The 25583-nt window shown below is 62.2% G+C and carries 22 protein-coding genes; 11 read left to right on the top strand and 11 right to left on the bottom strand.

Annotation, left to right across the window (positions count from 1 at the left end):
- Positions 1-82: 82 nt before the first annotated feature.
- From GWQ29_RS04645 to GWQ29_RS04625, 5 genes are all read right to left on the bottom strand, one after another.
- Positions 83-616, bottom strand: coding sequence for a glutathione peroxidase (locus tag GWQ29_RS04645; RefSeq protein WP_058394924.1), 534 nt, complete (start codon positions 614-616; stop codon positions 83-85).
- A 67-nt stretch (positions 617-683) separates the two neighbouring features.
- Positions 684-1247, bottom strand: a complete 564-nt coding sequence (locus GWQ29_RS04640; protein ID WP_275918861.1) for an NnrU family protein — start codon at positions 1245-1247, stop codon at positions 684-686.
- 212 nt (positions 1248-1459) lie between these two features.
- Positions 1460-2593 (bottom strand): glycerate kinase, encoded by a 1134-nt coding sequence (locus GWQ29_RS04635; protein ID WP_275918860.1) that lies wholly within the window; start codon positions 2591-2593, stop codon positions 1460-1462.
- A gap of 9 nt (positions 2594-2602) precedes the next feature.
- Positions 2603-3865 carry a GntP family permease gene (locus tag GWQ29_RS04630; RefSeq protein ID WP_275918859.1) on the bottom strand — a complete coding sequence of 421 codons (1263 nt, stop codon included), beginning with the start codon at positions 3863-3865 and terminating at the stop codon, positions 2603-2605.
- 119 nt (positions 3866-3984) lie between these two features.
- Complete coding sequence (locus GWQ29_RS04625) at positions 3985-5100, bottom strand: sugar diacid recognition domain-containing protein (RefSeq protein WP_275918858.1); 1116 nt, start codon at positions 5098-5100, stop codon at positions 3985-3987.
- 208 nt (positions 5101-5308) lie between these two features.
- On the opposite strand from GWQ29_RS04625, the gene GWQ29_RS04620 reads away from it, so the two are divergent.
- From GWQ29_RS04620 to GWQ29_RS04600, 5 genes are all read left to right on the top strand, one after another.
- Positions 5309-5683, top strand: coding sequence for a YacL family protein (locus GWQ29_RS04620; RefSeq protein WP_005313595.1), 375 nt, complete (start codon positions 5309-5311; stop codon positions 5681-5683).
- A 50-nt stretch (positions 5684-5733) separates the two neighbouring features.
- Positions 5734-6033 (top strand): hypothetical protein, encoded by a 300-nt coding sequence (locus GWQ29_RS04615; protein WP_275918857.1) that lies wholly within the window; start codon positions 5734-5736, stop codon positions 6031-6033.
- Between the two features lie 176 nt (positions 6034-6209).
- The gene (locus GWQ29_RS04610) at positions 6210-7040 is read left to right on the top strand and encodes a CPBP family intramembrane glutamic endopeptidase (RefSeq protein WP_169046798.1); all 831 of its coding nucleotides are present in this window, start codon (positions 6210-6212) and stop codon (positions 7038-7040) included.
- 203 nt (positions 7041-7243) lie between these two features.
- Positions 7244-8560: a sphingomyelin phosphodiesterase gene (locus GWQ29_RS04605; protein WP_275918856.1), complete on the top strand. Its 1317-nt coding sequence runs from the start codon at positions 7244-7246 to the stop codon at positions 8558-8560.
- On the top strand, positions 8557-9348 hold the full coding sequence (locus GWQ29_RS04600) for a hypothetical protein (RefSeq protein WP_275918855.1): 792 nt from the start codon (positions 8557-8559) through the stop codon (positions 9346-9348). The genes GWQ29_RS04605 and GWQ29_RS04600 overlap by 4 nt, the downstream gene beginning before the upstream one ends.
- A gap of 75 nt (positions 9349-9423) precedes the next feature.
- Here GWQ29_RS04600 and GWQ29_RS04595 read toward each other — a convergent pair whose 3' ends face one another.
- Both GWQ29_RS04595 and GWQ29_RS04590 read right to left on the bottom strand, forming a co-directional pair.
- Positions 9424-10908, bottom strand: coding sequence for an alkaline phosphatase D family protein (locus GWQ29_RS04595; protein WP_275918854.1), 1485 nt, complete (start codon positions 10906-10908; stop codon positions 9424-9426).
- 90 nt (positions 10909-10998) lie between these two features.
- Positions 10999-12219 (bottom strand): DEAD/DEAH box helicase, encoded by a 1221-nt coding sequence (locus GWQ29_RS04590; protein WP_169046801.1) that lies wholly within the window; start codon positions 12217-12219, stop codon positions 10999-11001.
- Between the two features lie 149 nt (positions 12220-12368).
- Here GWQ29_RS04590 and GWQ29_RS04585 point away from each other — a divergent pair, with 149 nt between their 5' ends.
- Positions 12369-13181: a transporter substrate-binding domain-containing protein gene (locus tag GWQ29_RS04585; RefSeq protein ID WP_111588084.1), complete on the top strand. Its 813-nt coding sequence runs from the start codon at positions 12369-12371 to the stop codon at positions 13179-13181.
- A gap of 69 nt (positions 13182-13250) precedes the next feature.
- Here the strand turns inward: GWQ29_RS04585 and tpx are convergent, their stop codons facing one another.
- Positions 13251-13751 (bottom strand): thiol peroxidase, encoded by a 501-nt coding sequence (tpx, locus tag GWQ29_RS04580; RefSeq protein WP_131731649.1) that lies wholly within the window; start codon positions 13749-13751, stop codon positions 13251-13253.
- Positions 13752-13989: 238 nt separating this feature from the next.
- On the opposite strand from tpx, the gene GWQ29_RS04575 reads away from it, so the two are divergent.
- Positions 13990-16401, top strand: a complete 2412-nt coding sequence (locus GWQ29_RS04575) for a zinc/cadmium/mercury/lead-transporting ATPase (protein WP_275918853.1) — start codon at positions 13990-13992, stop codon at positions 16399-16401.
- Between the two features lie 207 nt (positions 16402-16608).
- On the opposite strand, the gene pulA is transcribed toward GWQ29_RS04575, so the two are convergent.
- On the bottom strand, positions 16609-20643 hold the full coding sequence (gene pulA / locus GWQ29_RS04570; RefSeq protein WP_275918852.1) for a pullulanase-type alpha-1,6-glucosidase: 4035 nt from the start codon (positions 20641-20643) through the stop codon (positions 16609-16611).
- Positions 20644-20910: 267 nt separating this feature from the next.
- On the opposite strand from pulA, the gene GWQ29_RS04565 reads away from it, so the two are divergent.
- The gene (locus tag GWQ29_RS04565; protein ID WP_275918851.1) at positions 20911-21321 is read left to right on the top strand and encodes a hypothetical protein; all 411 of its coding nucleotides are present in this window, start codon (positions 20911-20913) and stop codon (positions 21319-21321) included.
- Positions 21322-21378: 57 nt separating this feature from the next.
- Here the strand turns inward: GWQ29_RS04565 and dmeF are convergent, their stop codons facing one another.
- The gene (gene dmeF / locus GWQ29_RS04560) at positions 21379-22329 is read right to left on the bottom strand and encodes a CDF family Co(II)/Ni(II) efflux transporter DmeF (protein WP_275909303.1); all 951 of its coding nucleotides are present in this window, start codon (positions 22327-22329) and stop codon (positions 21379-21381) included.
- Positions 22330-22400: 71 nt separating this feature from the next.
- Here dmeF and GWQ29_RS04555 point away from each other — a divergent pair, with 71 nt between their 5' ends.
- The 3 genes from GWQ29_RS04555 (at position 22401) to GWQ29_RS04545 (ending at position 25045) form a co-directional block, all read left to right on the top strand.
- Positions 22401-22676 carry a metal/formaldehyde-sensitive transcriptional repressor gene (locus tag GWQ29_RS04555; protein WP_021138847.1) on the top strand — a complete coding sequence of 92 codons (276 nt, stop codon included), beginning with the start codon at positions 22401-22403 and terminating at the stop codon, positions 22674-22676.
- Positions 22677-22866: 190 nt separating this feature from the next.
- Positions 22867-24063 (top strand): amino acid aminotransferase, encoded by a 1197-nt coding sequence (locus GWQ29_RS04550; RefSeq protein ID WP_155602265.1) that lies wholly within the window; start codon positions 22867-22869, stop codon positions 24061-24063.
- A gap of 58 nt (positions 24064-24121) precedes the next feature.
- Positions 24122-25045: a LysR family transcriptional regulator gene (locus GWQ29_RS04545; protein ID WP_265421078.1), complete on the top strand. Its 924-nt coding sequence runs from the start codon at positions 24122-24124 to the stop codon at positions 25043-25045.
- 111 nt (positions 25046-25156) lie between these two features.
- Here the strand turns inward: GWQ29_RS04545 and GWQ29_RS04540 are convergent, their stop codons facing one another.
- Positions 25157-25480, bottom strand: coding sequence for a DUF1820 family protein (locus GWQ29_RS04540; protein WP_005313662.1), 324 nt, complete (start codon positions 25478-25480; stop codon positions 25157-25159).
- Between the last annotated feature and the right edge of the window lie 103 nt (positions 25481-25583).

Below are 25583 nucleotides of genomic sequence, written 5' to 3'. Positions count from 1 at the left end.
TTGGGGCAGACGTTGCAGCACAGAGTTACCAGACCGGAAAGCGGGCCTCCATTATTCCAGAGCAGCCCGCAGCGGGGTAGACCTAAAGCCCAAGCGCCCGTTTGACCTCTTTTTGCAGGGGATCGTCGGCCGGATTCTGGTTCGCACCATAGCTTGCTATCAGCTTGCCATCGCGCCCTATCAGGTACTTGTGAAAGTTCCAGCCCGGCGCCTCGCCCGCGGCCGCGGCCAACCCCTTGTAGAGCGGGCTCGCATCGTCACCGCGTACCGCCAGCCGGTTGAACATGGGGAAGGTCACTCCGTAGTCACGGCGGCAAACAGCGGCAGTTTTGTCCTCATCCCCCGACTCCTGCCAGAAGTCGTTGGACGGAAAACCCAGCACTATCAGCCCCTTGTCCTTGTAGGTCTGATAAAGCGTCTCCAGATCCCCAAACTGGCCGCGATAACCGCAATAAGACGCCGTGTTTACCACCAGTACCACCTTGCCTTCGGTCAACTGGCAGAGGTTGTGGCGCTGGGTGCTGTTGAGCTCCCGTTGCTCCACATTGAAATAATCAGGGCAGGCGGCAGAGGCCGTCCCGACACCAAGCAGCAATAACAAAGTGAACCATTTCATCAGGCAACTCCTTTTGAACAGATGAGCGTCATACGCACAGATGGCGCAGCCGGTTCATCCCCATCATTTAGCGCAAGGGTATGCCGGTCAGCCAGCCATGACCCCAGAAGATCAAGACAGCCGTGACCGCAAGTCCAGCTCCCACGCTGATACCAGTCCCAACCCAGTTCGCTGTGGGACGGGGATGACGCTGCCAGTCCCGCACCGAAATCCAGATGATGCTGACCAGGGCCCACAGACCGATACCGCCGAACAGCACCAGGGAGCGGGCCTCGCTGTTGACCGCAAGATGGGCGCCAGCCCAGAGCAGGGTACCAAGTAGCTGGGGATGAACCAGCCAGCGCCGCAAGTGGTTGGGCCCCTGGCCCGAGAAGAAAAGGATGAGCGCGACTGGCATCACGCCCATCACCAGAGCCGGGCCCCAGGCGGGCGGAAAATAGAGTGGCATGGGGCTGGACGAACGCCAGCCAGCCAGAATCAAGCCGAAAGCGACGAACACCAGCAGCGAGAAGAGTCCCTTGTAACGGTTCTCCCCCAACCGGTCGCGCAGGCGGGTTCGATGGGCCGCAGCGAAACAGGGATAGAGATGGATAAGGGTAAACAGCAGTACCCCCAGGGTCAGCAAGATCATGGGTGGCTCCTTGTACTATGGGGGATCACTATGCCGCAAAGTGGTCGGCCAAAATATAGAAACCGTAGAAAAGCGATGGAGATACAGCAAGATAATGAAAAAAGCCGATCGGGAGATCGGCAAGGTGTTGCGGCCAGATCTGCAGCAAAGACAGGTCATCACCGCGACACGGGGCAGGGTAAAGCCGGTGCCCGGCACCGGCCAAAAGAGGATCAGCGTCGCAGCATATAGAGCGCGGCCACGTTGCGGGCCGTGAGCTGCAGGTTGGTGGTGGCTGTCGCCAATGCCTCCGGCAGGGACATGGCGCGGTTGACCACGGCGAACACCGCATCCAGCCCGTGCTCATGCACCACACCGTAATCGTCGGTGAGACAGCCCGAAATACCTATCACCGGCTTGCCAAACTGCTTGGCACAGCGTGCGACACCGATTGGCGTTTTGCCGTAAATTGTCTGGCTGTCGATACGCCCCTCCCCCGTGATGACGAGATCCGCATCGGCCACAGCCTCGGCCAGTTTCAACGCCGCTATGACGATCTCGATGCCGGGCTTGAGCTCGGCGCCGAGCAGGCCCACCAAGGCCGCCCCCATGCCACCGGCGGCGCCCGCCCCCGGGATTTCTCTCACCTGTTTGCCAAGGACCTGCTCGATGCAGTCGGCGTAGCGGGAGAGGTTGGCATCGAGTTGGGCCACCATGTCGGCGTTGGCCCCTTTTTGCGGGCCAAACACGGCGGAGGCGCCTTTCGGGCCGCACAGCGGATTGTCCACGTCACAGGCCACCTCTATGGTGATCCTGCTCAGCCGGGAGTCGAGCCCGCTCAGATCTATGGTGGCCAGATCCGCCAGCCCGACGCCGCCCGGCGCTATGGGAGTGCCATCGCGTTTCAGCAACTTGCCGCCGAGCGCCTGGATCATGCCGGCACCGCCATCGTTGGTGGCACTGCCGCCGATGCCGAGGATCAGGTGCTTCACCCCCATGTCGAGGGCCGCCAGGATCAGCTCACCGGTACCGAAGCTGGAGGTGTGCAGCGGATTGCGCAGCTCGGGGGGGACAAGGTGCAGGCCGGAGGCTGCCGCCATCTCGATGACGGCACGCTCGCCATCCCCCAGCAGGCCGACGAAGCCCTGCACCTGGTTGCCGAGCGGCGCTGTCACATAAAACGGCAGTATGCGACCATCGGTGGCATCCACCAGGGATTGTACTGTGCCCTCGCCGCCATCGGCCATGGGCAGCTTGATGTAGGTGGCCTCTGGCAACACCTGCTTGAAACCCGCCTCGATGGCATCGGCCACCGCCATGGCGCTCAGGCTCTCCTTGAATGAATCCGGTGCGATAACAATTTTCATATCAGTTCCTCAGGCGAGACCAAACACGCCAAACATCAGGGTGGAGACGGCTGCTATGGTCAGACCGACGGCTGTTTCATAAGGGATAAGCTTGAGGCGCTCCCCCACGCCCATGTGGACGCTGCCACCAGTGGCATGGAAGAAGGAGCCGTGGGGCATGTGGTCAAACACGGTAGCACCGGCATGGATCATGGCGGCCCCCGCCAGACTGCTGATGCCCAGCTCAATCAGGGTGGAGCTGAACACGTTGGAGGCCACCACTGTACCGGCCGTGGTCGAGGCGGTCGCCAGCGACATCAAAGCGCCCGAGATGGGGGCCAGCAGGTAGGAGGGCAGACCTGAGGCGGTCAGGCCGCTGATCAGCACATCCTTCAGACCCGAGTTGGCAATGATGCCCGCAAGGGTACCGGTACCCAGCAGCATGATGGCCACCGGCGCCATGCGGGCCAGACCGGAGACCGCAAACTGGTTCACCTTGCTGAACTTGCCCATCATAAGGGCACCAACCAGGCCGCCGAGGGGCAGTGCAATCAGCGGGTCCACCACGATGCCGGCGATGGGGCGCAGGGCCAGCAGCAGTATGGCAACCAGGGGCGCACTGATGGCGGCGCCAAAGCCGGGCAGCTTGCTGCCACTGAAGCTCACCACCTCGTCGGCGGCGACCTTGCTGCCCTTGTTGTTCAGACGCTTGGCCAGCCAGTAGGCCATCACCAGCCCGAACAGACCCGGTATGATGCCGGCCGCCATGACGGAGGTGAGGGGGAGATGGAAGGCATCGGCCGCGGCGATGGCGTTCGGGTTGGGGGACATGACGTTGCCCGCCTTGCCACCGCCTATCATGGCCAGCAGTATGGCCGCCTTGGATAGGTCGGCACGGCGCGCTATGGCCAGCGCTATGGGGGCGACCGTGATGACGGCCACGTCCACGAAGACGCCGACCGCAGTCAGGATCAGGGTGGCGAGCGCCAGCGCCAGCAGGGCGCGGGTCTCGCCCAGCTTCTTGACTATGGTCTCGGCGATGGTGGTGGCCGCGCCCGATTCGATCAGCACGCCCGCCAGCACACCGGCTGCCAGGATCCGCATCACGGCCGTGGTGATCCCCTGGGCGCCACCTATCATCAGGGCGACGGTCTGGGTCAGATCGGCCCCGCCGATCAGGCCACCAGCCAGGGCGCCGACTATCATGCCGTAGGCGGGCGGCACCTTCTTCAGGATGAGGAAGATGGCGATGGAGAGCGCGGCGAGAGCGCCGAGCGCGGATACAGGGATCATGACGGGCACCTTGAATGGGAGTGAGTGGTGGCCATTATGGTGATCCGGGATCGGAATGCGTTGGCTGAAAAGCCAAATAAGGTCTCTTTAAAGAGATGTTTTTTGTTCGTTAGAACAAATCAGCTGTCGAGATTGAGCCCGAGGTAGAGCAGGAACTTGTCGTCTAACTTGTTGAAATTCAAACCGGTTATCTGCTCGATCCGGGTCAGCCGATAGCGCAGTGTATTGGGATGGATGAAGAGCGCCTCGGCACAGGGATGCAGATCACAATCCTGCAAGAAATATTGGCGCAGCGTCTTTTGCAGCGTTCCCTTTGTGTCCTCCTGCGCCAGCCTGAGCAGGGGCGCCCGCAGCTGATCCGCCTGCCAGGAGTCCGCCAGACTGCCGAGCAGTACCGGCAACCGGTAATCCTCGAAGAAGTAGACCTGCTTGCGCGGCGCCTGCCGCATGCCCCGGCGCAGAGTATCCCGCGCCGTCTGGTAGGAGCGCGCCAGACCATCTATGCCGCCGAAGTAATCACCCACCCCTATCCGTACCTTGAAGTGGGGAATGCGGGCCAGCAACTGCTTGATGCGGCTGCGCTCCTGCTCCGATTGCCAGACACCCTCGCTCAGCTGGGCCGGTTTGAGCACCACTATCTCGTCGAGGCCGTTGATGGCCACCAGATTGTCCCGCTCCGGATTTTCCAGCAGATGCACCAGCTCCCGCAGGCGGGCGGGATCCGCCTCCTCCAGCGCCAGTACCGCTACCACCCGAGGCTGGGCCAGATCCAGCTCGAGGAAACGGGCCGCCTGTTGCAGTTGATCGACCCGCCCCTCGCCGCGAATGAGCTGCAGTACCAGCTCCTCCTTGTGGCGCTTGTCCCACTGCAACTGCTCGGTGAGCGCCGCCTGCTCCAGAATGAGCTCGGCCGTCATACGCACCAGCTCGGCGTAAGCACACACTATGTCCGGATCGCCCGAGATGCCGATGACCCCGAGCAATTCCCCCTGATAGGCAATGGGCAAATTGATGCCAGGGCGCACCCCCTTGAGCTGCTGGGCGGTCGCCTCGCTTATCTCCACCACCCGGTTCTCGGTCAGCGCCAGCACGGCGCCCTCGTGGCGCTGATGGAGGCGCTCGGGATTGCCGGAGGCAATGATCAAACCGTGTTCATCCATCACGTTGACCGAGAACGACAGTATCTTCATCGCCCTGCTCACTATCTGACGGGCCAGGGTATCGTTTAGCTGCATAACATCTCCGGACAACAAGCTGGCATGACGCCTCGTGGCCCACAATCACAGGGGCCGACGTGCAAAGATCCCACATCATCAAGACAAGCGCGGGAGGGATCGCTAGAATAGGCCACTTTACGCTATGTGTGACCCACCATGGATCATGGATCTGACGCTATGCCAGTCCGCTTTGTGGTGGCCTCATCCTTCCGATATGGACTCCGCTATGGACTATGAATTTCGCCGCGACCCGTTCGGTGGCTATCGCGCCCGGTTCTCCATGGGTCATGAGGCCATCGGTCAGTGGTTGATCGATGAAGTTGGCAAGGATGAGGAGAAGCTCGATGAGCTCTTCTCCATCATCGACCAGCTGTCCAATCGCACCCGCACAGAGTACCAGCTGCACGGCGGTGACTATTCACTGCTGCTCACCCATGAGGAAGCCGAGGTGAAAGCCAACGTCCTCAATATCGAACAGGATGAGGATCTCGACGATCTCGCCTACTACGATGATGAGCAGCTGGCCATGTGCGGGCTGGAAGACTTTGCCCAGGTGCTAGGCTCCTGGCGCGCCTTTATCCGCAACGAGGATATGGGCTGAATACCCAAATTTCGGGCGAGCATGCCCCTTGCAACCCAACAGGATTGACTATGTCTATTTACGATTTTGACGGCGAACAACCAGAACAGCCGGAAGACGAGCAGGACCAGACCAAACAGACCGTGCCTGCCAAGAAGAAAGGCAAGCAGGTGATGAACACTCAGGTCAACCTGAGCCCGCGCGATGCCAGCCGTCTGAACGGCCTGCACGTCGAAGCCATCACCACTCTGGACGACGTCAGCCTGCCGAAGAACGTCATCTTCAAGGCCGGCCTCATCGCCCTGGGCGAGCTGGAAGCCACCAAGCGTGCCGACATCATAGCCCGCGTCATCGCAGAGTCTGGTCGCTAAAAGGCACCAGTACTGGCAATGCAGCCTCAGAAAAGCCGGAGCCTCAGCTCCGGCTTTTTCATGGCTGTACCCCACAGCGGACTCGCCCTTGCTGGGATCCGACCAGCCTATTAAGGCTTGTGTCATGATGTGACGACTTGTTAAGGTGCGGGACTTTTATCGGCCTTGGAGACTCAATGTTACCTCTACCTGATTCGCTCATCTGGGGAGCACTGGCGCTGGCCGTCTTGCTCTGTCTGGTCCGTCAACGCCTGCCCGGCCTGATCCTGCTGGGGGTCGCCCTGCTGGCCGCCCTTTACCTAGACCACCTCAGCCCTTCCGCTCTGCTGATCACGCTGGCGGGCCTGCTGCTGGCCTGGCGCACCCCCGGCCTGCCCCAGCCATGGCGTGGCGCCGCCCTGACGCTGGTGCTGCTGTGGGCCATAGCGCTGATGCTGCACCTCATCCCCGGCTTCAGCAATCTGAAGGTGCTGGACCAGGTACAGGCAGGCCCCGCCAGCGTGCCCTTCAACATGTACCTCAATCTGGACAAGCCGCTGGTCTTCTTCGGCCTGCTGCTGGCCTGGCCTGCCTTGCTCGGCCAGGGCGGTGCGATCCGCTGGCGAGCGCTGGCCCTCTTGCTGCTGCCGCTGGCGGCCCTGCTGATCACCGCCTGGCAGCTGGGGGCGCTCAAGCCCGAAGCGGGTCTGCCCCACTGGTGGTGGCTGTTTGCCCTCAACAATCTGCTGTTCACCTGCGTGGCGGAAGAGGCACTGTTCCGCGGCTTCATCCAGCAAGGGGTGGCCGCCCGCAGCCGACTCTGGCTCGGCATCCTGGTCGCCAGCCTGCTGTTCGGCACCGCTCACCTGGCCGGCGGCCCGCTGCTGATGCTGTTTGCCGCACTGGCGGGGGCCTGCTACGGCCTGGCGTTCCACGTCAGCGGTCGTCTGAGCGTCGCCATCGTCATCCACTTCCTGTTCAACTTCGCCCACCTGGCCCTTTTTACCTACCCATTGGCCAGTCGCTGATCCCTGGCGCCCCGGTCGGACGCCCTTGTTATTCCTGCGTGCTGTCACTGCGACAACACTCACCCCCATTCTCTCTCTTGCTGATTCCTCCCTCTCCCCATATGGGGCCTTTCATTTATTTGTAACAAAAATGTAAATGAAATGACCTCTATGCCCGCCATAACAGTCACTTTCCATCGTGCCTCAACCAAAAGGACTTAATGATGCACAAGCCCCTCAGTTATGCCGCCCTGCTGCTGGTCAGCCAGTTTCCATTGCAGGCGCTGGCCGATACCGATGTCTACCTCACCAACAACGGCCCGGAACCCCTGCAGCTGGCGATCAGCCAGAGCGGCAGCGGCCAGCTGCAGGCTGGCAGCCAATGGATCCAGCACAGAACGGAGCTGGGCCCCTGGGAGAGCGCCATGGTGCTCAGCTTCAATCGCTACGAGGGGGTGAAGGCGGGCAAAAGCTATCTGTTCGAAACCCGTGTCACCACGGCCAGCGGCGACACCTATCGCCTCAACCAGTTGATGGAGGGCACCTGGTGGAACACCACATTGCAGCACGGTGGCGACACCCCGACCGTCAGCTCGGGGTGGAAGAGCGACCGCGCCCTGCATCGTACCCAGGGGCCGCAGGAGCTGGCCTTTGCCGCCAAATTCACCGGCCGTTACGACGATCTGCACTACATGCTGACCCCGCCACAACCACGGGAACAACCGGAGCCTTCACAGAGCAAGCTCAAGGTGGCCAGCTACAACGTCTGGGCGCTGCCGGTGATCGCCTCCAGCATTGGCGAACGGTTAACCTTGCTGCCCGATTACCTCAAGGGCTATGACGCCCTGCTGCTGCAAGAGGTGTTCGACGGCCGCCGCGAGGGCTTCCTGCAGGCGCTGGCCAAAGAGTACCCCTATCAGACCAAGGTGCTCGACAAGCCGGGGGTCAACATCCACGACGGCGGCGTGGTGATCGTCAGCCGCTACCCAATCGTGCGGGAGGCCCAGCTGGTCTATCCCCAGTGCACCGGCACCGACTGTTTCGCCGACAAGGGGGTCATGTATGCCGAGGTGATCAAGGGGGGCAAAGCCTGGCATCTGTTCGCCACCCACACCGCCAGCTTCGACACCGACGAGGCGAGACGGCTGCGCCAGATCCAGTTCGGCCAAATTCGTACCCTGGCCGCCAGCCTCAAGATCCCGGCCAGCGACACCGTCATCTATGGCGGCGACTTCAACGTCAACAAGCGCAAGTTTGCCGATGACTACGCCAGCATGCTGGCCAACCTTGACGCCCATGAACCCGGCTATGGCGGCTATACCGAAGCCACCTTCGATCCCAGGATCAACCCCTATGCAGGCGGCCCCCTCTCCGGAGGTGCCAACGTCGAGTATCTGGACTATCTGGTGGTGAGCCGGGAGTACGGCGCAGCCCGTCATAACCTCAACAGCGTCTGGATCCCGCGCAGCAGCGATGGCAGCCTCTGGCCCGCCAGCAACCTCTCCGATCACTTCCCGGTCAAGGGCGAGATCAGCCGATGAAGCGCCGCTACGGGATCCTGGCCCTGGCAGTCCTCTCGCTCTTGCTGCTCAACCTCGGCTGGCAGAATGAGCCAGGGTCTGCCCCGGCAAACGCCGAGGTTAATCAGCATGGGGGAAGTCAGCCGCAGCAGACACCAGCCGCGCCGATGACAACCCTCATGCCCCGACTCACCCCGGCGGTCAGCGGGGGCCAGTCCACCAAGCAGCCCCCCAGCTGGCGAGAGATGCCTGCGGAGCTGAGCCAGCAGCTCGCCAGCGAGATAAGCGACACCGACCAGCCGCTGAGCGAGCGGCTGGTCAATCTGATCGCGCTGGAATCCCAGTGGATGAGTGAGGGGGAGAGCCTGACCCGGTTGCAGGGGCGTTACGCCCAGGCCCTGGATCAGTTGGCCGGCGACAGCGAACAGCTGGCGCTGGCCGAACGGCTGGCCGCCCTGACCCGGCTGCAGGATGAGTGGGCGGCGGATCACCCGGATCTGGCGGCGGATCTGTTCAACCCGGATGCCCGCCTCTTGCAGGCGCGCCAGTTGTGGGGGGATGAGGAGCTGGAGACATTGGCCCGCCACTTCCTGCCTGCCGACCGGGCCGAGGCCAGCGTGGCGTTTGCCGGTGCGCGCCAGCAGCAGCTGGATCAGCGCGGCCACTACCAGCAGCAGCTGACCGAGCTGGAGCAGCAACTGGCGGCCAGTCAGGGGAGCATGGATCCCGAGCGCTGGCAGCAGCACAGAGAGGAGGTGCTCGGCCAGTTTCGGCGCGACTTCTTCGCCCAGGCACAGGACAAGCCCTGAGCATGAAACGGCCCGGGGAGCCTGACGTGGAAAAGAAAAAAGGGCCCGCCGGGGCCCTTTGCGTTTGCCCGACCATCAGGCCAGCGGATAGCTGGCGGCCAGCCCGTTCTCGCAATGCCAGTTGGCCCACAGCTTGTGGTCACTGCCCATCAGCAGGGTGGCGAAGTTGCGGGTGCGCAGATAGACGGGAGCGCCGAACGGCTTGATGAGCTCGGCGCGTATCAAGCGGTTCTCGTCGAGGTATTCGGGATTGTCGTTGGTCATGGCGAGGATCCCCATCCACTGAAACTGGGTGGGGCAGGGATGGACTATGCCGGAGGAGACCAGCTGGTGCACATTGGTGACCCCTTCCCGCTTGTCCTGGATGACGCCCAGGCAGCCCACGTGCACGTCGCCGGAGAGGATCAGTGTCTTGCTGCCCTGATCCTGCTGGCGTCGCAGTCGGGCGTTGTCCAGCAGCCGCATGATGAGACGGGCCCGCTCCCCCTGATGGGCCTTGGCCCGCCAGTGATCCTTGAGATCGTCGGTCAGCTCCTCTTCCCAGGGGGTGGCATCCAGCGCCGCCTCTGTGAAGGAGAAGTCCCGATAAACCACAGGCACCCCCGCCATGACCAGCAGGTGGCCCGCGTCGCAGGCGGCCAGCGCACCGTTGACCTGCTCCCACTGGGACTGGCTCATCACCTGGGCCTGGGTGCGGGTTGCTCTGTTGTCCAGCGCCAGGATCCGGTAACCCCGAAACGTCAGCAGCCAGGAGTGGTGATTCAAATTGACCGGGTCCAGCAGGGAGGCATTGGCGCTGCTGCGCAGCTGGAACAGCCGGAAATAACGGGACGCGGCAGCATAGATGGCCCGATAGACATCACAGCCCTGCAGATCCTCGGGATAGCTGCCCCAGCCATCGAAGATGTCGTGGTCATCCCACATCATGGCGCTTGGCACCCGGGCCAGCAGGCGGGCCACCTCGGGCCGGCTCCACTGCTTGCAGTAGAGATCGCAATAGAAACGATCGAGCTGCTCCTCCATGGTGCGGGTCGCCTTGCGTTTGACCTTCTCCGTCCTGTCCAGCTCGTTCCAGGCCTTGAGGCTGGGAACCGTGGTCCAGAGGGAATCGGCATAGACCTGATCCCCCCCCATCAGCAACAGCGAGAAGGGATGCGCGGCGTGTTCGGCGGCAAGCCTGTCCCACATCACATAGGGCTGAGGCGTGGAGGTGAGCAGCTTGAAGTCGGAAAAACCGTTGCAAGAGGCGTAACCGATGCGCACCGGCTCCGCCAGCCCCGGCAGATGAAACTGCCAATGGTCGTCCCCGGCCAGATCCCGGGCGGGTTCCCCATCTAGCAGGATGCGGTACTCCACAGCAGCACCCTCGGCGGCCGGGCTTGCCGTCCAGCTGGCCCGCCACAAGCCCCCTCTGGGGGTATCCGCCTGCTTGCTGGCAGGCAGCAAGGTGCCGTTGATCCTGATGCTGGCGCCCTTGCAGCCGGGCCCCGCCAGAAAACAGATGCTGTACTGCGTCTCAGCTTCGAGCCCCAGCAGGGGCCCCATTAACAGGCTTGTCATCTTCTATCCCTCCATGGTTGAACCCATGGAGCATAGTAAAACCGGCGTCCTTTGATACTGCCCAATCGGGCAGTCCAACTCAGCCTTGAACTAGACCTTGCCCTTGAACTGCTTGACGCTGCGCTTGTTGGCGGTGCGACGGTTAGCCTGCTTGTCGCGAGGTGGGCGCTTGCCCTCCCCGCTGGCGGGCAGGTCGGTCACCGGGAAACCTGCGAGTTCCCCCAGCGGCAGCTCACGGCCGGTCAGGGTGCGGATCGCCGCCAAGATATCGCTCTCGCCGTGACACACCAGCGAGATGGCCAGCCCCTCGCACCCGGCGCGAGCGGTACGGCCGATACGGTGAACATAAACGGGGGCGCTGGCGGGCAAGTCCAGGTTGATGACCACAGGCAATGCCTCCACATGTATGCCCCGCGCCATCAGGTCGGTGGCCACCAGCACCCGCACCTTGCCAGCCTTGAAATCGTCGAGTGCCAGCTCTCTAACCGCCTGTTCCTTCTCCCCATGCAGGGCGGCAACCGGGATCCCCGCCCTGGCCAGCTTCCTGGCCACGCCGTCGGCATCGTCCCGCGCACTGATGAACACCAGCACCTGCGGCCAGGCCTGCTCCTTGAGCAAGCTGATCAGCGCAGGCACCTTGCTGCTCTTGTTGACCAGATAGAGCCGCTCCTCGATCTCGTTGACCAGGCTGTTGAGGGGATTGGCCTCGATGCGGGTCGGTGCTGTCAGCAAGCCATTGGCAAGGTCATCCAGCTCTGCAGGTAGTGTGGCGGAGAAGAGCAGGGTCTGACGCTGCGAGGGCATCTCATTCATCAGCCACTGGATATCGGGCCAGAAACCCATCTCCAGCAGGCGATCCGCCTCATCCAGCACCAGCTGTTGCAGGCCATCCAGCCCCAGCACTTGCTGAGTGAGCAGATCCCGCAGTCGCCCCGGCGTCGCCACCAACAGTTGCGGCCCCAGCGCCAGCTCTGCCTGTTGCCGCTCCTGTGTCACGCCACCGCACAGGGTCAGGACGCGTAGCCCCAGCGCCTCGGCGACCCCTTGCAAGGCAGCGCTCACCTGCATCGCCAGCTCGCGGGTCGGCACTACGACCAGTCCCTGCACTAGGCAGGAGGCGGGATCCAGCCGTTGCAGCAGCGGCAGCCCGAACGCCAGCGTCTTGCCGCTGCCGGTCTGGGCCAGCGCCAGCAGGTCCTGCCCCGCCAATACCAGGGGTATTGCAAGCTGCTGGATGCGAGTCGGCGTGTGCAGGGTGGCAGGCAGGGCAGCCAGCAAGGCGGGATGGAGGTCGAGTTCGCTAAAGGTCATGGGGGTACGCGGATAAAGAAGTGGGAGGCGAAGTCTAGTTAGCGGGGCATAAGAAGTAAAACCCTATCCGCAAGCGGCAAGAGGAAGAGCACTGTGCCCGGGTCATGGCTGTCTACAATAGTATTATTCACCTCGAAGGCAGACAGACCATGCTCAGACATATCCCCATGCTATTGCTCGGCCTGCTCGGTATCACGACCATAGGTCTCTCCCAGACCTCGTCGACCACCTCCATCCCCCCAGCCCAGCCGGTCCGCGTCATCAAGGCCCACCTTGGTGAATTGCCAGGCCTTATCAACGCCGACAAGACAGGCCCCTTCGTCGATCTGGTCCATGAGATTGATGCGCTCTACCCCGATATGACTATCGAGATCACCATCTACCCCATTGCCCGCGCCATGGCGGGGGTGATCAACGGCAAGGCCGATTTCAGCCTGCCCGCCATTCGCAATCTGCACGATGCAGACATGCTGCCCTATCGCTTCAGCACCCGCAGCTTTGGCAAGGTAGCTCATGTCATCTACAGCAATACAGCGAATCCTGTCACCACCGACATGGCCTATGGCATCGAAGCGACGCAACGGGATTTGTTAATCGAGGCCGTACCCGGTGAGCTCCCCTTTCAAGTACAACGTTCCATGAGTATCGAGCAATCCCTTCGCAAGCTCTCCCGTGGCCGTATCGATGCCTTTATCTGGGCACAGGAGGAAGCGGACCTGATGCTTCGCCAGCTGGGGTTGACCAATATCCAGCGAGAATTTTTTGGCGACTTTGAAGATGTGTTTATTATTCAGAAGGGCGCAGCCGGCAATGAGATGGATGCGTTTTTGGCGCAAGCCATAGAAAGGTTGGCGGCATCAGGCAAGCTGGAGGAGATATACAGCAAGATCCACAGACCCTACGAACACTGGCAGCCACACCCTGAGCCATTACCCGCCACCCAGCCTGTAAAGACCCCCTGATAACCGGGTTCCATCCATAAAAAAATCCCGCCACGGGCATGCCGTGGCGGGATTTTTGCGCTCGGAAGCTTACAGGGCAGCCAGGGCGGCCGCGTAGTTCGGCTCATCGGCTACTTCGGCGACCATCTCGCTGTGCAGCACCTTGTCGTCTGCATCCAGCACCACGATGGCGCGGGCAGTCAGGCCCACCAGCGGACCGGAGGAGAAGGCCACACCGTAATCCTGCATGAAGGCAGCACCACGCAGGGTGGAGAGGGTCACTACCTTGTCCAGACCTTCAGCGCCGCAGAAGCGGGACTGGGCGAACGGCAGATCGGCGGAGATGCAGAGCACGACTGTGTTCTCCAGCGCGCTGGCCTGTTCGTTGAATTTGCGCACCGAAGTGGCACAAGTCGGGGTATCGACGCTCGGGAATATGTTCAGGATCTTGCGCTGACCGGCGAAGCTCGCCAGGGTCACGTCAGACAGATCCTTGGCAACCAGGGAGAAAGGCTTGGCCTGCTCACCGGCAACGGGGAAGTGACCGGCTACGGAAACGGGGTTGCCTTGCAGAGTAACGGAATTGCTCATGTTATGTCCTTGATTATCGAGGGAGGATAGGGCCACCCAGTATAGGCTCCCCGGGCGAGGACAAACACCCGTCAATCACAAGGATATAGCGGCACTTGCTCCTGGACCGAACTGGCAGCCCCTCTCAAACGAGAGAGGGAGATAAAGAGGCTTGACCTTGGACTTAACACCAAGGTTTACACTCGGCTCAGTTATCCAAGGTTCCGCACCGGCGGGACCCATCCAAGAGGGACTCATCATGAGCAAATCCTGCTGCAGCCATCAACACACAGCGGCCACCGGCAAGGCCGTCACCAGCCAAGTCGAACATCAACACGACAGCCACTGCTGTGACAATGTCGAACAGGTCAGTTGCTGCGCCAGCAAGGCACCCCATGATCATCAGGATCAGGGGGTGAGTGAATCACCGGGGGATGAAGAGCCCCCCAGAGGAAGTTGTCAAAGCCAGAGCTGCTGCAGCCCGCAGCCGCCTCATGACCATGACCATGACCAGCATGATCACCATGAGCACACCACCGACACCACCGAGCCGTTAGTCGCGCCGGAGCAGGACAGCCGCCGCCACAGCTGGCAGGTACTGGGAATGGATTGCCCCAGTTGTGCCCGCAAGATAGAAACCGCCGTCAGCCGGGTTGCGGGCGTGCAGCAGGCCCGCGTGCTGTTTGCCACCGAGAAGCTGGTGGTGGATCTCGCCCCCGGCCTCTCCCCCGACCCCGTCACCGCCGCCGTGCTGGCCGCGGGCTTCCGGCTCAAAGGGGAAAGCGGTGGCAAACAGGAAGCCGTCAGTAAGCGCAGCCCGCAGATGACCCTGCTCGCCAAGTATTGGCAGCCCCTGTCGCTGGCCGGCCTGATGCTGGTGGCTGCCCTGCTGCCGAAAGAGTTCGGCCAGCCGCTGTTTACCCTGGCCACCCTCTGGGGCCTGTGGCCCATCTCCCGCAAAGCCTGGGCCCTGACCAGGAGCGGCTCCCCCTTCGCCATCGAGACCCTGATGACGGTGGCTGCGCTGGGCGCCCTCTTCCTAGGTGAAACCGCCGAGGCGGCCATGGTGCTGCTGCTGTTCATGCTGGGGGAACATCTGGAAGCCTACGCCGCCGGCCGTGCCCGCGCCGGCGTCACCGCCCTGATGGCGCTGGTGCCCGACAAGGCACTGCGTATCCGCACCAGGGCTGACGGTGACATACGGGAAGAGGTGGCTGCCGACCAGCTGCGTCCCGGCGACATCATAGAAATCGCCCCGGGTGCCCGCCTGCCGGCGGATGCCCGTTTGCTCGACGCCCTTGGGGCGTTTGACGAAAGTGCCCTGACCGGTGAGTCCATTCCGGTGGAGCGTCGCCAGGGCGACAAGGTGCCCGCCGGCAGTCTGGCGGCGGATCGGGTGTTGCGCCTCGAGGTGGTGTCCGAACCCGGCAACAACGCCATCGACCGCATACTGCACCTGATCGAGGAGGCCGAGACCCAGCGCGCCCCCATAGAGCGCTTCATCGACCGCTTCAGCCGCTGGTATACCCCTGCCATGATGCTGGTTGCCCTGCTGGTGGTGATAGTGCCACCGCTGGCCTTTGGCCAGAGCTGGGACGAGTGGGTCTATCGCGGACTGGCGCTGCTGCTTATCGGCTGCCCCTGCGCCCTGGTGATCTCCACCCCGGCGGCAGTGACCTCCGCCCTGGCGGCGGCAACCCGCCAGGGGGCCCTGATCAAGGGCGGCGCCGCGTTGGAACGACTGGCCCATATAGACACAGTCGCGTTTGACAAGACAGGCACCCTGACCCTGGGCAAGCCGCAACTGACCGAACTGGTCAGCCTCAATGACCAGCCGGAGGCCGAACTGTTGGCACTGGCCGCCGCCATAGAGCAGGGATCCCATCATCCGCTGGCCCGCGCCGTGGTGGCCGCCGCCCGTGAGCAGGGGCTGACTCTGGCCGCAGCCCGGGATCTGCGCGCCCTGCCAGGCATGGGGGTGGAGGGACGCATCGACGGCACCCTCTGGCAACTGCTGGCACCGAGCCGGATTGACTCGCTGAGCAATGCCCTCAACGCACAAATAGCCACCCTTGAGCAGCAGGGCAAGACGGTGGTCGTGCTCGGCCAGCCGGGCGCAGCACCGGCGGCCCTGTTGGCGCTGCGGGACCAGATCCGTCCCGAAGCGGCAGCGGCCCTGGCGGAGCTCAAGGGGCTGGGACTGCGCAGCATTATGCTGACCGGTGACAACCCCCGCGCCGCCGAGGCGATTGCCAACGAGCTCGGCATGGGCTGGCGTGCCAGCCTGCTGCCGGAAGACAAGGTGGAAGAGATCGCCAAGCTGGCTGCCAGCCAGAAGGTCGCCATGATAGGGGATGGCATCAACGACGCCCCCGCCATGAAGCGGGCCAACATTGGCATCGCCATGGGTGGCGGCACAGACGTGGCGCTGGAGACGGCCGATGCCGCCCTGACCCACAACCAGCTCGGTGGCATCGCCGCCATGATCCGCCTGTCGCGGGCAGCACTGGCCAACATCCACCAGAACATAGCGCTGGCGCTGGGACTCAAGGCCATCTTCCTGGTCACCAGTCTGCTCGGCATCACGGGCCTGTGGATTGCCGTGCTGGCGGATACCGGTGCCACCGCCCTGGTGACGGCCAACGCCCTGCGTCTGCTGCGCAAGCGCTGATCCAGCCCGCAAACGAGATCGCCATATGCCAAGCCGTCCCCCGACAGGGACGGCTTTTCTCTTTCCCCCCACTTCACACCTGCAAAGAAAAAGCGCGGCTGCCGGTTGGCAGTCGCGCTTTGTTTACTCTCTCGGAGTTATCCCCCCCTTGGCAAGGTGGAATTCAACCCGGGGCTGCCGAGCCAGCCCCGGACTCTATAGGTGTGCTTACTTGGCACTGCACTCCTGAATGACGGCGGTACCGGCCTTGGTACCAGCCGGGTCAACCTTCACCAACACGCTCCACAATCCTTGCGGTAATGTGATGCTGTTGTTGGCACTGCCAGCCTGGGAGAAGCCGAGAGAGTAGCCCGTCTCGGCAGTGACAGCGCCACCGCCGTTGAGCAGGTACTCCTTGCTCCAGTCTTCATTGGCGACCTTGAACTCGCTGGTGCCCATGTAGTTGAACGCGGCCTGATAGATGGCGAGGTCGCCGTCCATCCCCTTGTAGCTCAGCTGATACTGGGGCTGGGCAGCCCAACCGGACAGCTCACCCTTGACGAACAGGTTGTAGCCGAGCGGATTGCCCGCCACCGTATCCAGCACCTTGCAGCTCTGCACCGGCTCGGTGAAGCTGACGCTCAGGGTCGGTTTGTCCTTGTTCATTGCCGTGAACACAAACTTGTAGCTGCCCGCCTTGTCAGCGTTGAACGGCAGATCCCCGCCATTGGCGCAGAGCACGCTGACCTGACCTGTCGCCAGCTGGTCGGTGTCACTGCACTTGCCGTAGTTGATCGGGCCGTCCCAGTCACTACCGGCAATCTTCACCTGGGTGGTACCAAGCTGATCGGTCGTCACGTCGGTGGTGAACTCGTAGGTAAAGTTGCCACCAAAGATCATTTTGTTGACCGGATCCCACTCGTTCAGGAAACCACGCACAAAGACATCGGTGTCACCAAAGGGCGGAACCGTGCTCAGGTCTATCTTCTTGCTCACCGGCAGACCCACGCCCTGGGCTCCGGCCTGCGGTTTGACGAACACGGCGGCAGACCAGGCTCCCAAGGTCAGCTGACCACCACTGGCAAGGGCGCCATCGGCGATGCTGCTACCGGCATGGTGGGCCGGGCTCAGCTGCAACGTGCTCAGATCGATGGGCTGATCCTTGCCATCACGGAAGTCGCCGATGCTCTGGGGCTGGTTGGTGGCGTTGATCATCACCACCAGGCCCTCGATGGCGGGATCCAGATCCGCACCGGCATTGACGCCATCATCCACCGTCATGACGATAAGCCCCGGCACCTGGTCAGGCCCGGTATTGCGGAAATCAACCCGCTTGATCACCTCGGCGCCGCTGCCAAGGCGCAGCAGACGGGAGGATTGACGCAGCTCGGCCAGCTCCTGATAGAAGCCCACCATGGTCGCCATGTCGGCCCCGCTCGGCTTGACGTGCTTGCCAAGTACCTGCTCGATCAACGGGTAGTTGTCCCCATCCTTGTCCTTGCGCGGCAACCCCTTGTCGAAGTTGTTGTCGGCAAGGGTGTAGTCGACCCTGTTGTACCAGTCACCCGAGTCATAGCTGTCCCGCTCCATGGACTTGGAGCGCAGCAGCTCGACACCTGCGTGGGTAAAGGGAATGCCCTGCCCCAGCATGGCGGTGGCCAGCGATACACCCTGCATCCGCACCAGATCGGCTCCTTCCGGCGCCTTGTAGATCAGGTTGTCGAACAGGGTCTGGTTGTCGTGCTTGTCGACATAGTTCTGGATCTCGGTCGGATCCTGGGCATAACCCGCAGCTTGACCGTTGTAGTCGATGTCGGAGCCCTTCTTCGGCATGCCGTCCTTGTCGGTCAGCACGAACTCCTTGAGGTTGCCGGCCATGCCGAGGCGAACCAGGTCGGATTGGTGCAGCGCGGTTGCCAGCTCGACGCCGTCCATCTCGTTGGCATCCACCAGGGCACCGTTGCCAAAGCCCTGGGTCTTGCGAATAGTATCGCCGCCGTCAAACGGGCTGCCGCCGCGCACCGCATCACGCAAGCGGTCGGAGAAGGAGCCGATGCCGGTGCCGGCCAGGTGCTTCTGGGTCGCCTGCACGAAGCGCTTGTCATCCTGCACTTCGCCGAAGTTCCAGCCCTCGCCGTAGAAGTACATCTCGGGGTTGACCTGCTTCACGGCGGCCAGCGCCTGCACCATCTGATCTTTCGGGTGGTGACCCATCAGATCGAAGCGGAAGGCGTCGATCTTGTAGTCGCGGGCCCAGGTCACCAGAGAGTCATCCATCAGCTTGGCGAACATGGCGTGTTCCGGCGCCGTGTTGGAGCAGCAGGTGGAGTTCTCGACCGAGCCGGTCTCCGGATTGAGGCGCTGGTAGTACCAGGGCACTATCTTGTCGAGCACCGACTTGGGACCGAGGCCGGCTTCGTTGGTGTGGTTGTAGACCACATCCATCACCACGTTCATGCCGATGTTCTGCTTGATGGCCTTGACCATCTCGCGGAACTCCAGGATCCGCTGGCTACCCTCGGCATCGGTGGCGTAGGAGCCTTCCGGCGCCGTGTAGTGATAAGGGTCATAGCCCCAGTTGAAAGAGTCAACGCCACGCAGATAGCCGGAGAGCTCCTGCACTTGCGGGCTCTCCTTGCTGTCGGCCCCTTGCAGATCGGCCAGCACGGCTTCTATGGTCTGGCCACCGCCGCAGTAACCACCAAACTTGGAATCCTTCACCTCAGCATTGACCTGACACAGCTTGCTGAAGTCATCCTGGAGGTTGGCTACCTTGGCCGGATCCTCGTTGACGGTGGCGATGTCGAACACAGGCAACAGGTGCAGATGGCTGACGCCGCTTTGGGCAAGGGATTGCAGATGCTTGACCGGTACGCTGTCGCTGTCGGTCAGGCCGAGGAACTTGCCTCTGTGTTCCGGCTTGGTGGACTCATCGTTGCCGGTCAGATCCCGGACATGGGCCTCATAGATGGTGATGTCGGCAGGGTTCTGCTGGCTGTGGGGCGCCTTCAGGTTGTCCCACCCTTCCGGCTTGAGGGCCGGATCATCGAGATCCACCACCTGGCTGAACTCGGAGTTCATCGCCAGGCTCAGGGAGTAGGGGTCTGTTACCTGATAGGATTCCAGCTTGCGACTGAGCGGGTGATAGACCTCGATATCATAGCGGTAGAATTTTCCGACCAGCTCCTGACCCCCTTGCACGCTCCAGCTGCCGCTGGCGTCGTCTTGTGTCATGGTGCGCTCGCCGAGGGCCTTGTGCTGCTCGTCGAACAACGCCAGCTTGACCGACTTGGCGGTTGGCGCCCACAGCCGGAAGGTGACATTGCCCCCCTCAACGATGGCGCCATAGGCCAGCTTGGTGGCTTCCTCTGCGTAGAGGGCATCGAGGGCGCCGGCGCTCTGCACCAAGGTCGCCCCCTGCAAAATGCCGTCGGCATCCGTACCTATGGCCACCAGCTCGCCCTTGAGCAGGGGCTTGAGATCTTTGCCGGATGGCAGGGCGAAGGCCGCTGCATCCTTGAGGTGCGGGTACTTGGCCTGCTGTTCGGCGGTCAGGCTGGTCGCGGTCAGGCTGAGATAAGGGAAGTCGAACACACCCTCGGCATTGGCCTTGATGGTGCCCGACTCTGTGTAATAGAGGCGCACATGGGGCTTGTCCTTGCCCCCTTGCCAGATCAGGGTGTTGCCGTCGATCAGATGGGCGCTGGCCCCGGCCACGCCAAAGGCAGCGGTAAAGGCATCGGCACGACTGTCGAAGACTTCGCTCTTGCCCGCAACTATGGCCACGGTGCGATCAGGGTGATCGCTGAAGACCACCTTCATGTCGGCGCCGGTCAGGTTGGCGAGATCGCCGTTGCGAACAATAAAGTTGATACAGCCTTCCAGCTTGGCCAGGGGAACCACCCAGCTGGGGCCGAAACTGTCGACCGCCGTCGGGGTATTGGCCTTGTCATCCCAACCCGCATTCAGACCGCTCTCGGCGGTGGCGTTACAGGCGTCGTTGTTCCACAGGTGCAGGCTGTGGTTGGCAAAGGGCCCTTCTATCCCGCGCGCGGCGCTGGTCTGGGTATCCACCAGGGCGATCACCGCCTGATCGGGGCCGGCAACCAGTTGCTCGGCAGGGGGCTGCACATCGGGCAGACGGGCGACAGGCCCATCCGTCGGTTCAGGGGTGGAGGGTGAAGAGCTGTTGTCATTGCAGCCGGACAAAAGCGCGAGCAGTGAGGCTGTTACCAGCGCCACTTTGGTCTTTTTCATATCCATTTTTTTATAATTCCCGCTGTAGTTAGTCTCGATATCCGAGTACCCGGTCATTGCCGAGCGATGCCATATTAATCAGCGGCAATCGTTTCAAATGTGAGCAGAAGGGCAAAAAAACCAACCATTTTCAACAAGATAACGTTTTCATAACGAAAGTTGGATCCGGCTCACAGACCCGGCCACCATTTGGCGCCATATCTGGTCGAACCCGCTGGCACCTTGAAAAAAACCAGTTTTCAATCAGCCAGATAGCGTGAGCAGGAGCAGCAGATGAAAAGGATTGAAGAGCAGGCCAAACGGCTGGATCTGGAGTATCAGGGGATTGCGCAGCTGTTTGACCAGTTTTGCCAGCAGGCGGGCGGGCTCGCAGAGCAGTATCACTTCTTCAATTGGCCCGACTTTGAAGACACGCCGCCCCTGAGTCGGGCCTTCACCCTGCTGGGAGAACCCCGTGAGCTGCGGCTGCGCTGCCTGCCGGGAGAACGCGGCACCTTGAGCGGCCTCATCCAGGTGCGCGGCGAAGATGGCACAGTGCATGCCAGCCTGGGTTTTCGGGCGGATGGTCACCTGTTGCTGGAGTCCGGACACTTGCTGAACAACCCGCCCGGGCTGCTGCTCAAGCTGCTGCTGGGGGCCATCTGGCAGCACAAGCCGGACGATGACCACAGCCAGCATCACTGACGCGCACCAAAGAAGGGGCCTTGGCCCCTTCTTTGAGCATCCACTCGACGTGTCTGCTTATGGCTGGGCGATCTCTATGGTGATGTGGACCAGCTCCTCGTGGATGGCGAGCCGCTCACGGATCTGGCCAGCCGGGATGGGCGTCGCCATCAATAGAGAGAGTACGCAGGCATACTGCTCCTGCCCCACCCGCCAGACGTGCAGATCGCGGATCTCGGCGTCCGGCAAGTCGGCTATCACCTCGCGGATCTCCGCCACCAGCGGGGTATCCATCTCGGCATCCAGCAGTACCCGGCCCGAGTCGCGCAGCAGCCCCCAGGCCCACACCGCCACCAGCACGGCCCCCGCTATACCCATCAGGGGATCCAGCCAGTCGGCTCCCCACAGCATGCCACCCACCAGCGCCAGGATGGCCAGCACAGAGGTGGCCGCATCCGCCAGCACATGGATGTAGGCGGCACGCAGGTTCAGATCCTGATGACCGTGATGATCAGCATGGTCATGATGAGAGTGATCGTGATCATGATGACCATGGCTGTGACCGTGATGATGACCCTGATCATCCTTGAGCAGCCAGGCACAGGCGAGGTTCACCAAGAGGCCCACCAGCGCGATGGCGATCGCCTGTTGATAGTGGATCGGACTGGGATCCAGCAGCCGGAACACCGACTCGAACAGCATCAACCCGGCCACCCCCACCAGCAGCAAGGCGCTGGTGAAGCCCCCCAGTACCTCTATCTTCCAGGTACCGAAGCTGAATCTGTGGTCGCGGGCAAAATGACGTGCGGCACGATAGGCCAGCACGGAGAGGCCGAGCGCCAGCGCGTGGGAGCTCATGTGCCAGCCGTCCGCCAGCAGCGCCATTGAGTTGTAGAACCAGCCACCGCTGATCTCCGCCACCATCATGATGACGGTGAGCAGCACGGCCCAGCGGGTTTTCTGTTCCGCCAGCGGATTACCCTGGTGCACAACGGGTTGATGGCAGTGGGATGAGACGAGGGATGACATGGATTTCTCCTGAGGGCGATGATGCAATATACTATACCCCAGTATAGTTTTATTGATCGAGAGGATCCTCCATGTCACACACCATTCACGGCAAGAAGAAGCTGCTGGCGCGGGTGCGCCGCATCAAGGGCCAGACAGGTGCACTGGAAACCGCACTGGAGCAGGAGGGTGACTGCGCCGCCATTTTGCAGCAGATCGCCGCCATCCGCGGTGCCGTCAACGGCCTGATGCTGGAGGTGCTGGAGGGTCATATGCGCGAGCATCTCGGCGCCGAAGAGGCCACCCCGGCCGAGCGGCTGGAGGATCTGGATCAGGTGGTGCGGGTGCTGAGATCCTACCTGAAGTAAAGGCTCCCCGGCCTGCTCGCCACTGGCGCCAGCCATGGGAGCAAGTCCGGACCCGAGCCCTTTACAGCAAAGGGGACCAGGGCCGTGCACGGCAGGTCCGTTTCAGACTTGAGCCCTCGCCCGCTTTACGCCATCATGACCGCCGATCATTGATCCCCTTACCCTGGATTCCACTTCGCAAGGACCCCCCATGTTTGAACACGTCGATGCCTACGCTGGCGACCCCATACTGACCCTGGTCGAGACCTTCCACAAAGACACCCGTGAGCAAAAGGTGAATCTGGGGATCGGCCTCTATTACGACGAGCAGGGCCGCATCCCGCTGCTGGCGTCCGTGCAACAGGCTGAAGCCCGGCGCGCCGCTGCACCAGCTCCGCGCCCCTATCAACCGATGGAAGGGGCCGCCAACTACCGCACTGCGGTGCAGCACCTGCTGTTTGGCGCTGACCATGAAGCGGTCAAGGCCGGCCGCATCGCCACCATCCAGACCATAGGTGGCTCCGGCGCGCTCAAGATCGGGGCCGACCTGCTCAAGCGCTACTTCCCGACCTCCGAGGTGTGGGTCAGCAATCCGACCTGGGACAACCACAAGGCCATGTTCGAGGGGGCCGGCATCCAGGTGCACGACTACCCCTACTACGACGCTGCCACCGGCGGCGTCCAGTTTGATGCCATGATCGACTGCCTGAGCGCCCTGCCGGCCAGGAGCATAGTGCTGCTGCATCCCTGCTGTCACAACCCGACCGGCGTGGATCTCTCCTCTGCCCAGTGGGACAAGGTGATCGCGCTCGTGGTGGATAAGGGGCTAATTCCCTTTATGGACATCGCCTATCAAGGCTTCGGTGATGGTCTGGAAGAGGATGCCTACGCCATCCGTGCCATGGTGGCCGCCGGCGTCAGCTTCTTCGTCAGCAACTCGTTTTCCAAGAACCTCTCCTTCTACGGCGAACGCTGCGGCGGCCTTTCGGTCATCTGCAAAGATGCCGAAGAGGCGGGTCGGGTGCTGGGCCAGATGAAGGCGACAGTGCGTCGCAACTACTCCAGCCCCCCCACCCACGGCGGCCAGATCACAGCGGCCGTGATGAACGATGCCAGCCTGCACGCCCTCTGGGTCGATGAGGTGAGCGAGATGCGCATCCGCATCAAGGCCATGCGCCAGAAGCTGTTCGAGGTGCTGAGCGCCAAGGTGCCTGGCCGTGATTTTGGCTACTTTATCAGCCAGCGTGGCATGTTCAGCTACACCGGCTTCACGCCGGAGCAGGTTGACCGCCTGCGCGAAGAGTTCGCCGTCTATCTGGTGCGCTCCGGTCGCATGTGCGTGGCGGGCCTCAACAGCCGCAACGTCGACTATGTGGCCGACGCCATGGCCGCCGTGCTCAAGGGCTAACCCGTGCAAGCCCCGCTCAAGCGGGGCTTTTTGTTTGTCCCTATGTTGTGGAGCTGTCATGGATCTGATTGCACTGTCCAGGCTGGGAGGCCGTCATCTGGTCACCCTGCATCTGCTGCTCGACAGCCAGAGCGTCACCCGCACGGCCGAGCGGCTCTGCACCACCCCTTCCACCGTCAGCAAGACCCTCAACCAGTTACGGGATCTGCTCGGCGATCAGCTGCTCTACCGCCAGGGCAACCAGCTGCTGCTCACCCCCATGGCCGAACGACTCGGCCCTACCCTGCACCGACTGCTGAGCGAGCTGAACAATCTCACCAGCCAGGGCGGTTTTGACCCCAAAACCTGGCAGGGACAACTGAGGTTTGCGCTGCGGGAAAGCAGCATGGTCTGGCCGATGGGGCCCATTCTGGGCCAGCTGATGCAGGAAGTACCGGGCCTGGTGCCCAACGTCTGGAACAAGGATGAGCAAGGTCTGACGGCACTGGCAGCGGGCAAACTCGACTTTGTTATCCTGCCCCACGACCAGAGCCAGCCCCTGCCCCGCCAGCCGGGTCTGGTATGGGAAACCCTGCGGGAAGACAGGCTGGTCTGTCTGCTGCGGGCGGACCATCCGGCGCTGGACAAGCCCTGGGATCTGGATGCCTACCTGAGCTGGCGCCATATCGCCATTCGCGATCAGGAACTGGCCAACCCCTTCTTCGAGCAGAGCCTGGCCCAGCTGCAGGTACGCCGCCAGATTGGTGCCACTCTGCCGGATTTTGGCAGCGCATCAGCCCTGCTGCGCCAGAGCGATCTCATCCTGACCGCCATCGAGGGTTGGGCGTTACAGAGCGCGGCTTTGGGGTTAGCGATCCGTCCAGTCCCGTTCGACTATGGCGCAGTCACCCACAGCCTGGTGTGGTATGGGCCGGCGGGCGAAGAGCCGGCGCTGTGCTGGTTCAGACAGCGGATCCTGACACTGGCCAGGGAGCTGGGTTAACGCCCCCGGGCTACACGCATTGCAGATCCTGCGGGCGCCATTACAGACCCGAAGAGGAGATGGCCCCACCAGGGGAACTCCCATGGCAAGGCTCGCAGAGAGGAGAAAGCCTCAGGGCTTCCTGGTGTAGATGGGATTGGGGAAGGGCGCGATGTTGTTGCCCAGCTCAGTGATGCGGGCGGCCCCTTGTTTGCGCACCTGATCGACCCGCAATACATGGTGCATGGGGATCATGGTGCGGTCGACGTCGGCAAATTCACTCTTCAATTTCTCGTGGCTGGGATCGACGATCAATGCCGTGTGGTTATCCCACACGAAGTGAGCGATCTCGATAAAGCCGAACAGCTGACCCTGACTCACTTCCCTGACATAGACTTCATAACGCTCGCTGTGGCAAATGAACTGCACTCGGTATAAGGCGTTGGATTCACTCATGTTCGTCTGTTGATTGTGGGCGAATACCCCATTCTAGCCGCCCCCTCTCAGAGCTCAAATAGACAGCAATCACAGTTACGTCATCTTCAGACTCAGACTGCAA

The organism is Aeromonas sp. 2HA2, assembly GCF_029237345.1.
Lineage (GTDB): Bacteria > Pseudomonadota > Gammaproteobacteria > Enterobacterales > Aeromonadaceae > Aeromonas > Aeromonas salmonicida.
This window is presented reverse-complemented; position numbering and strand designations above follow the sequence as displayed.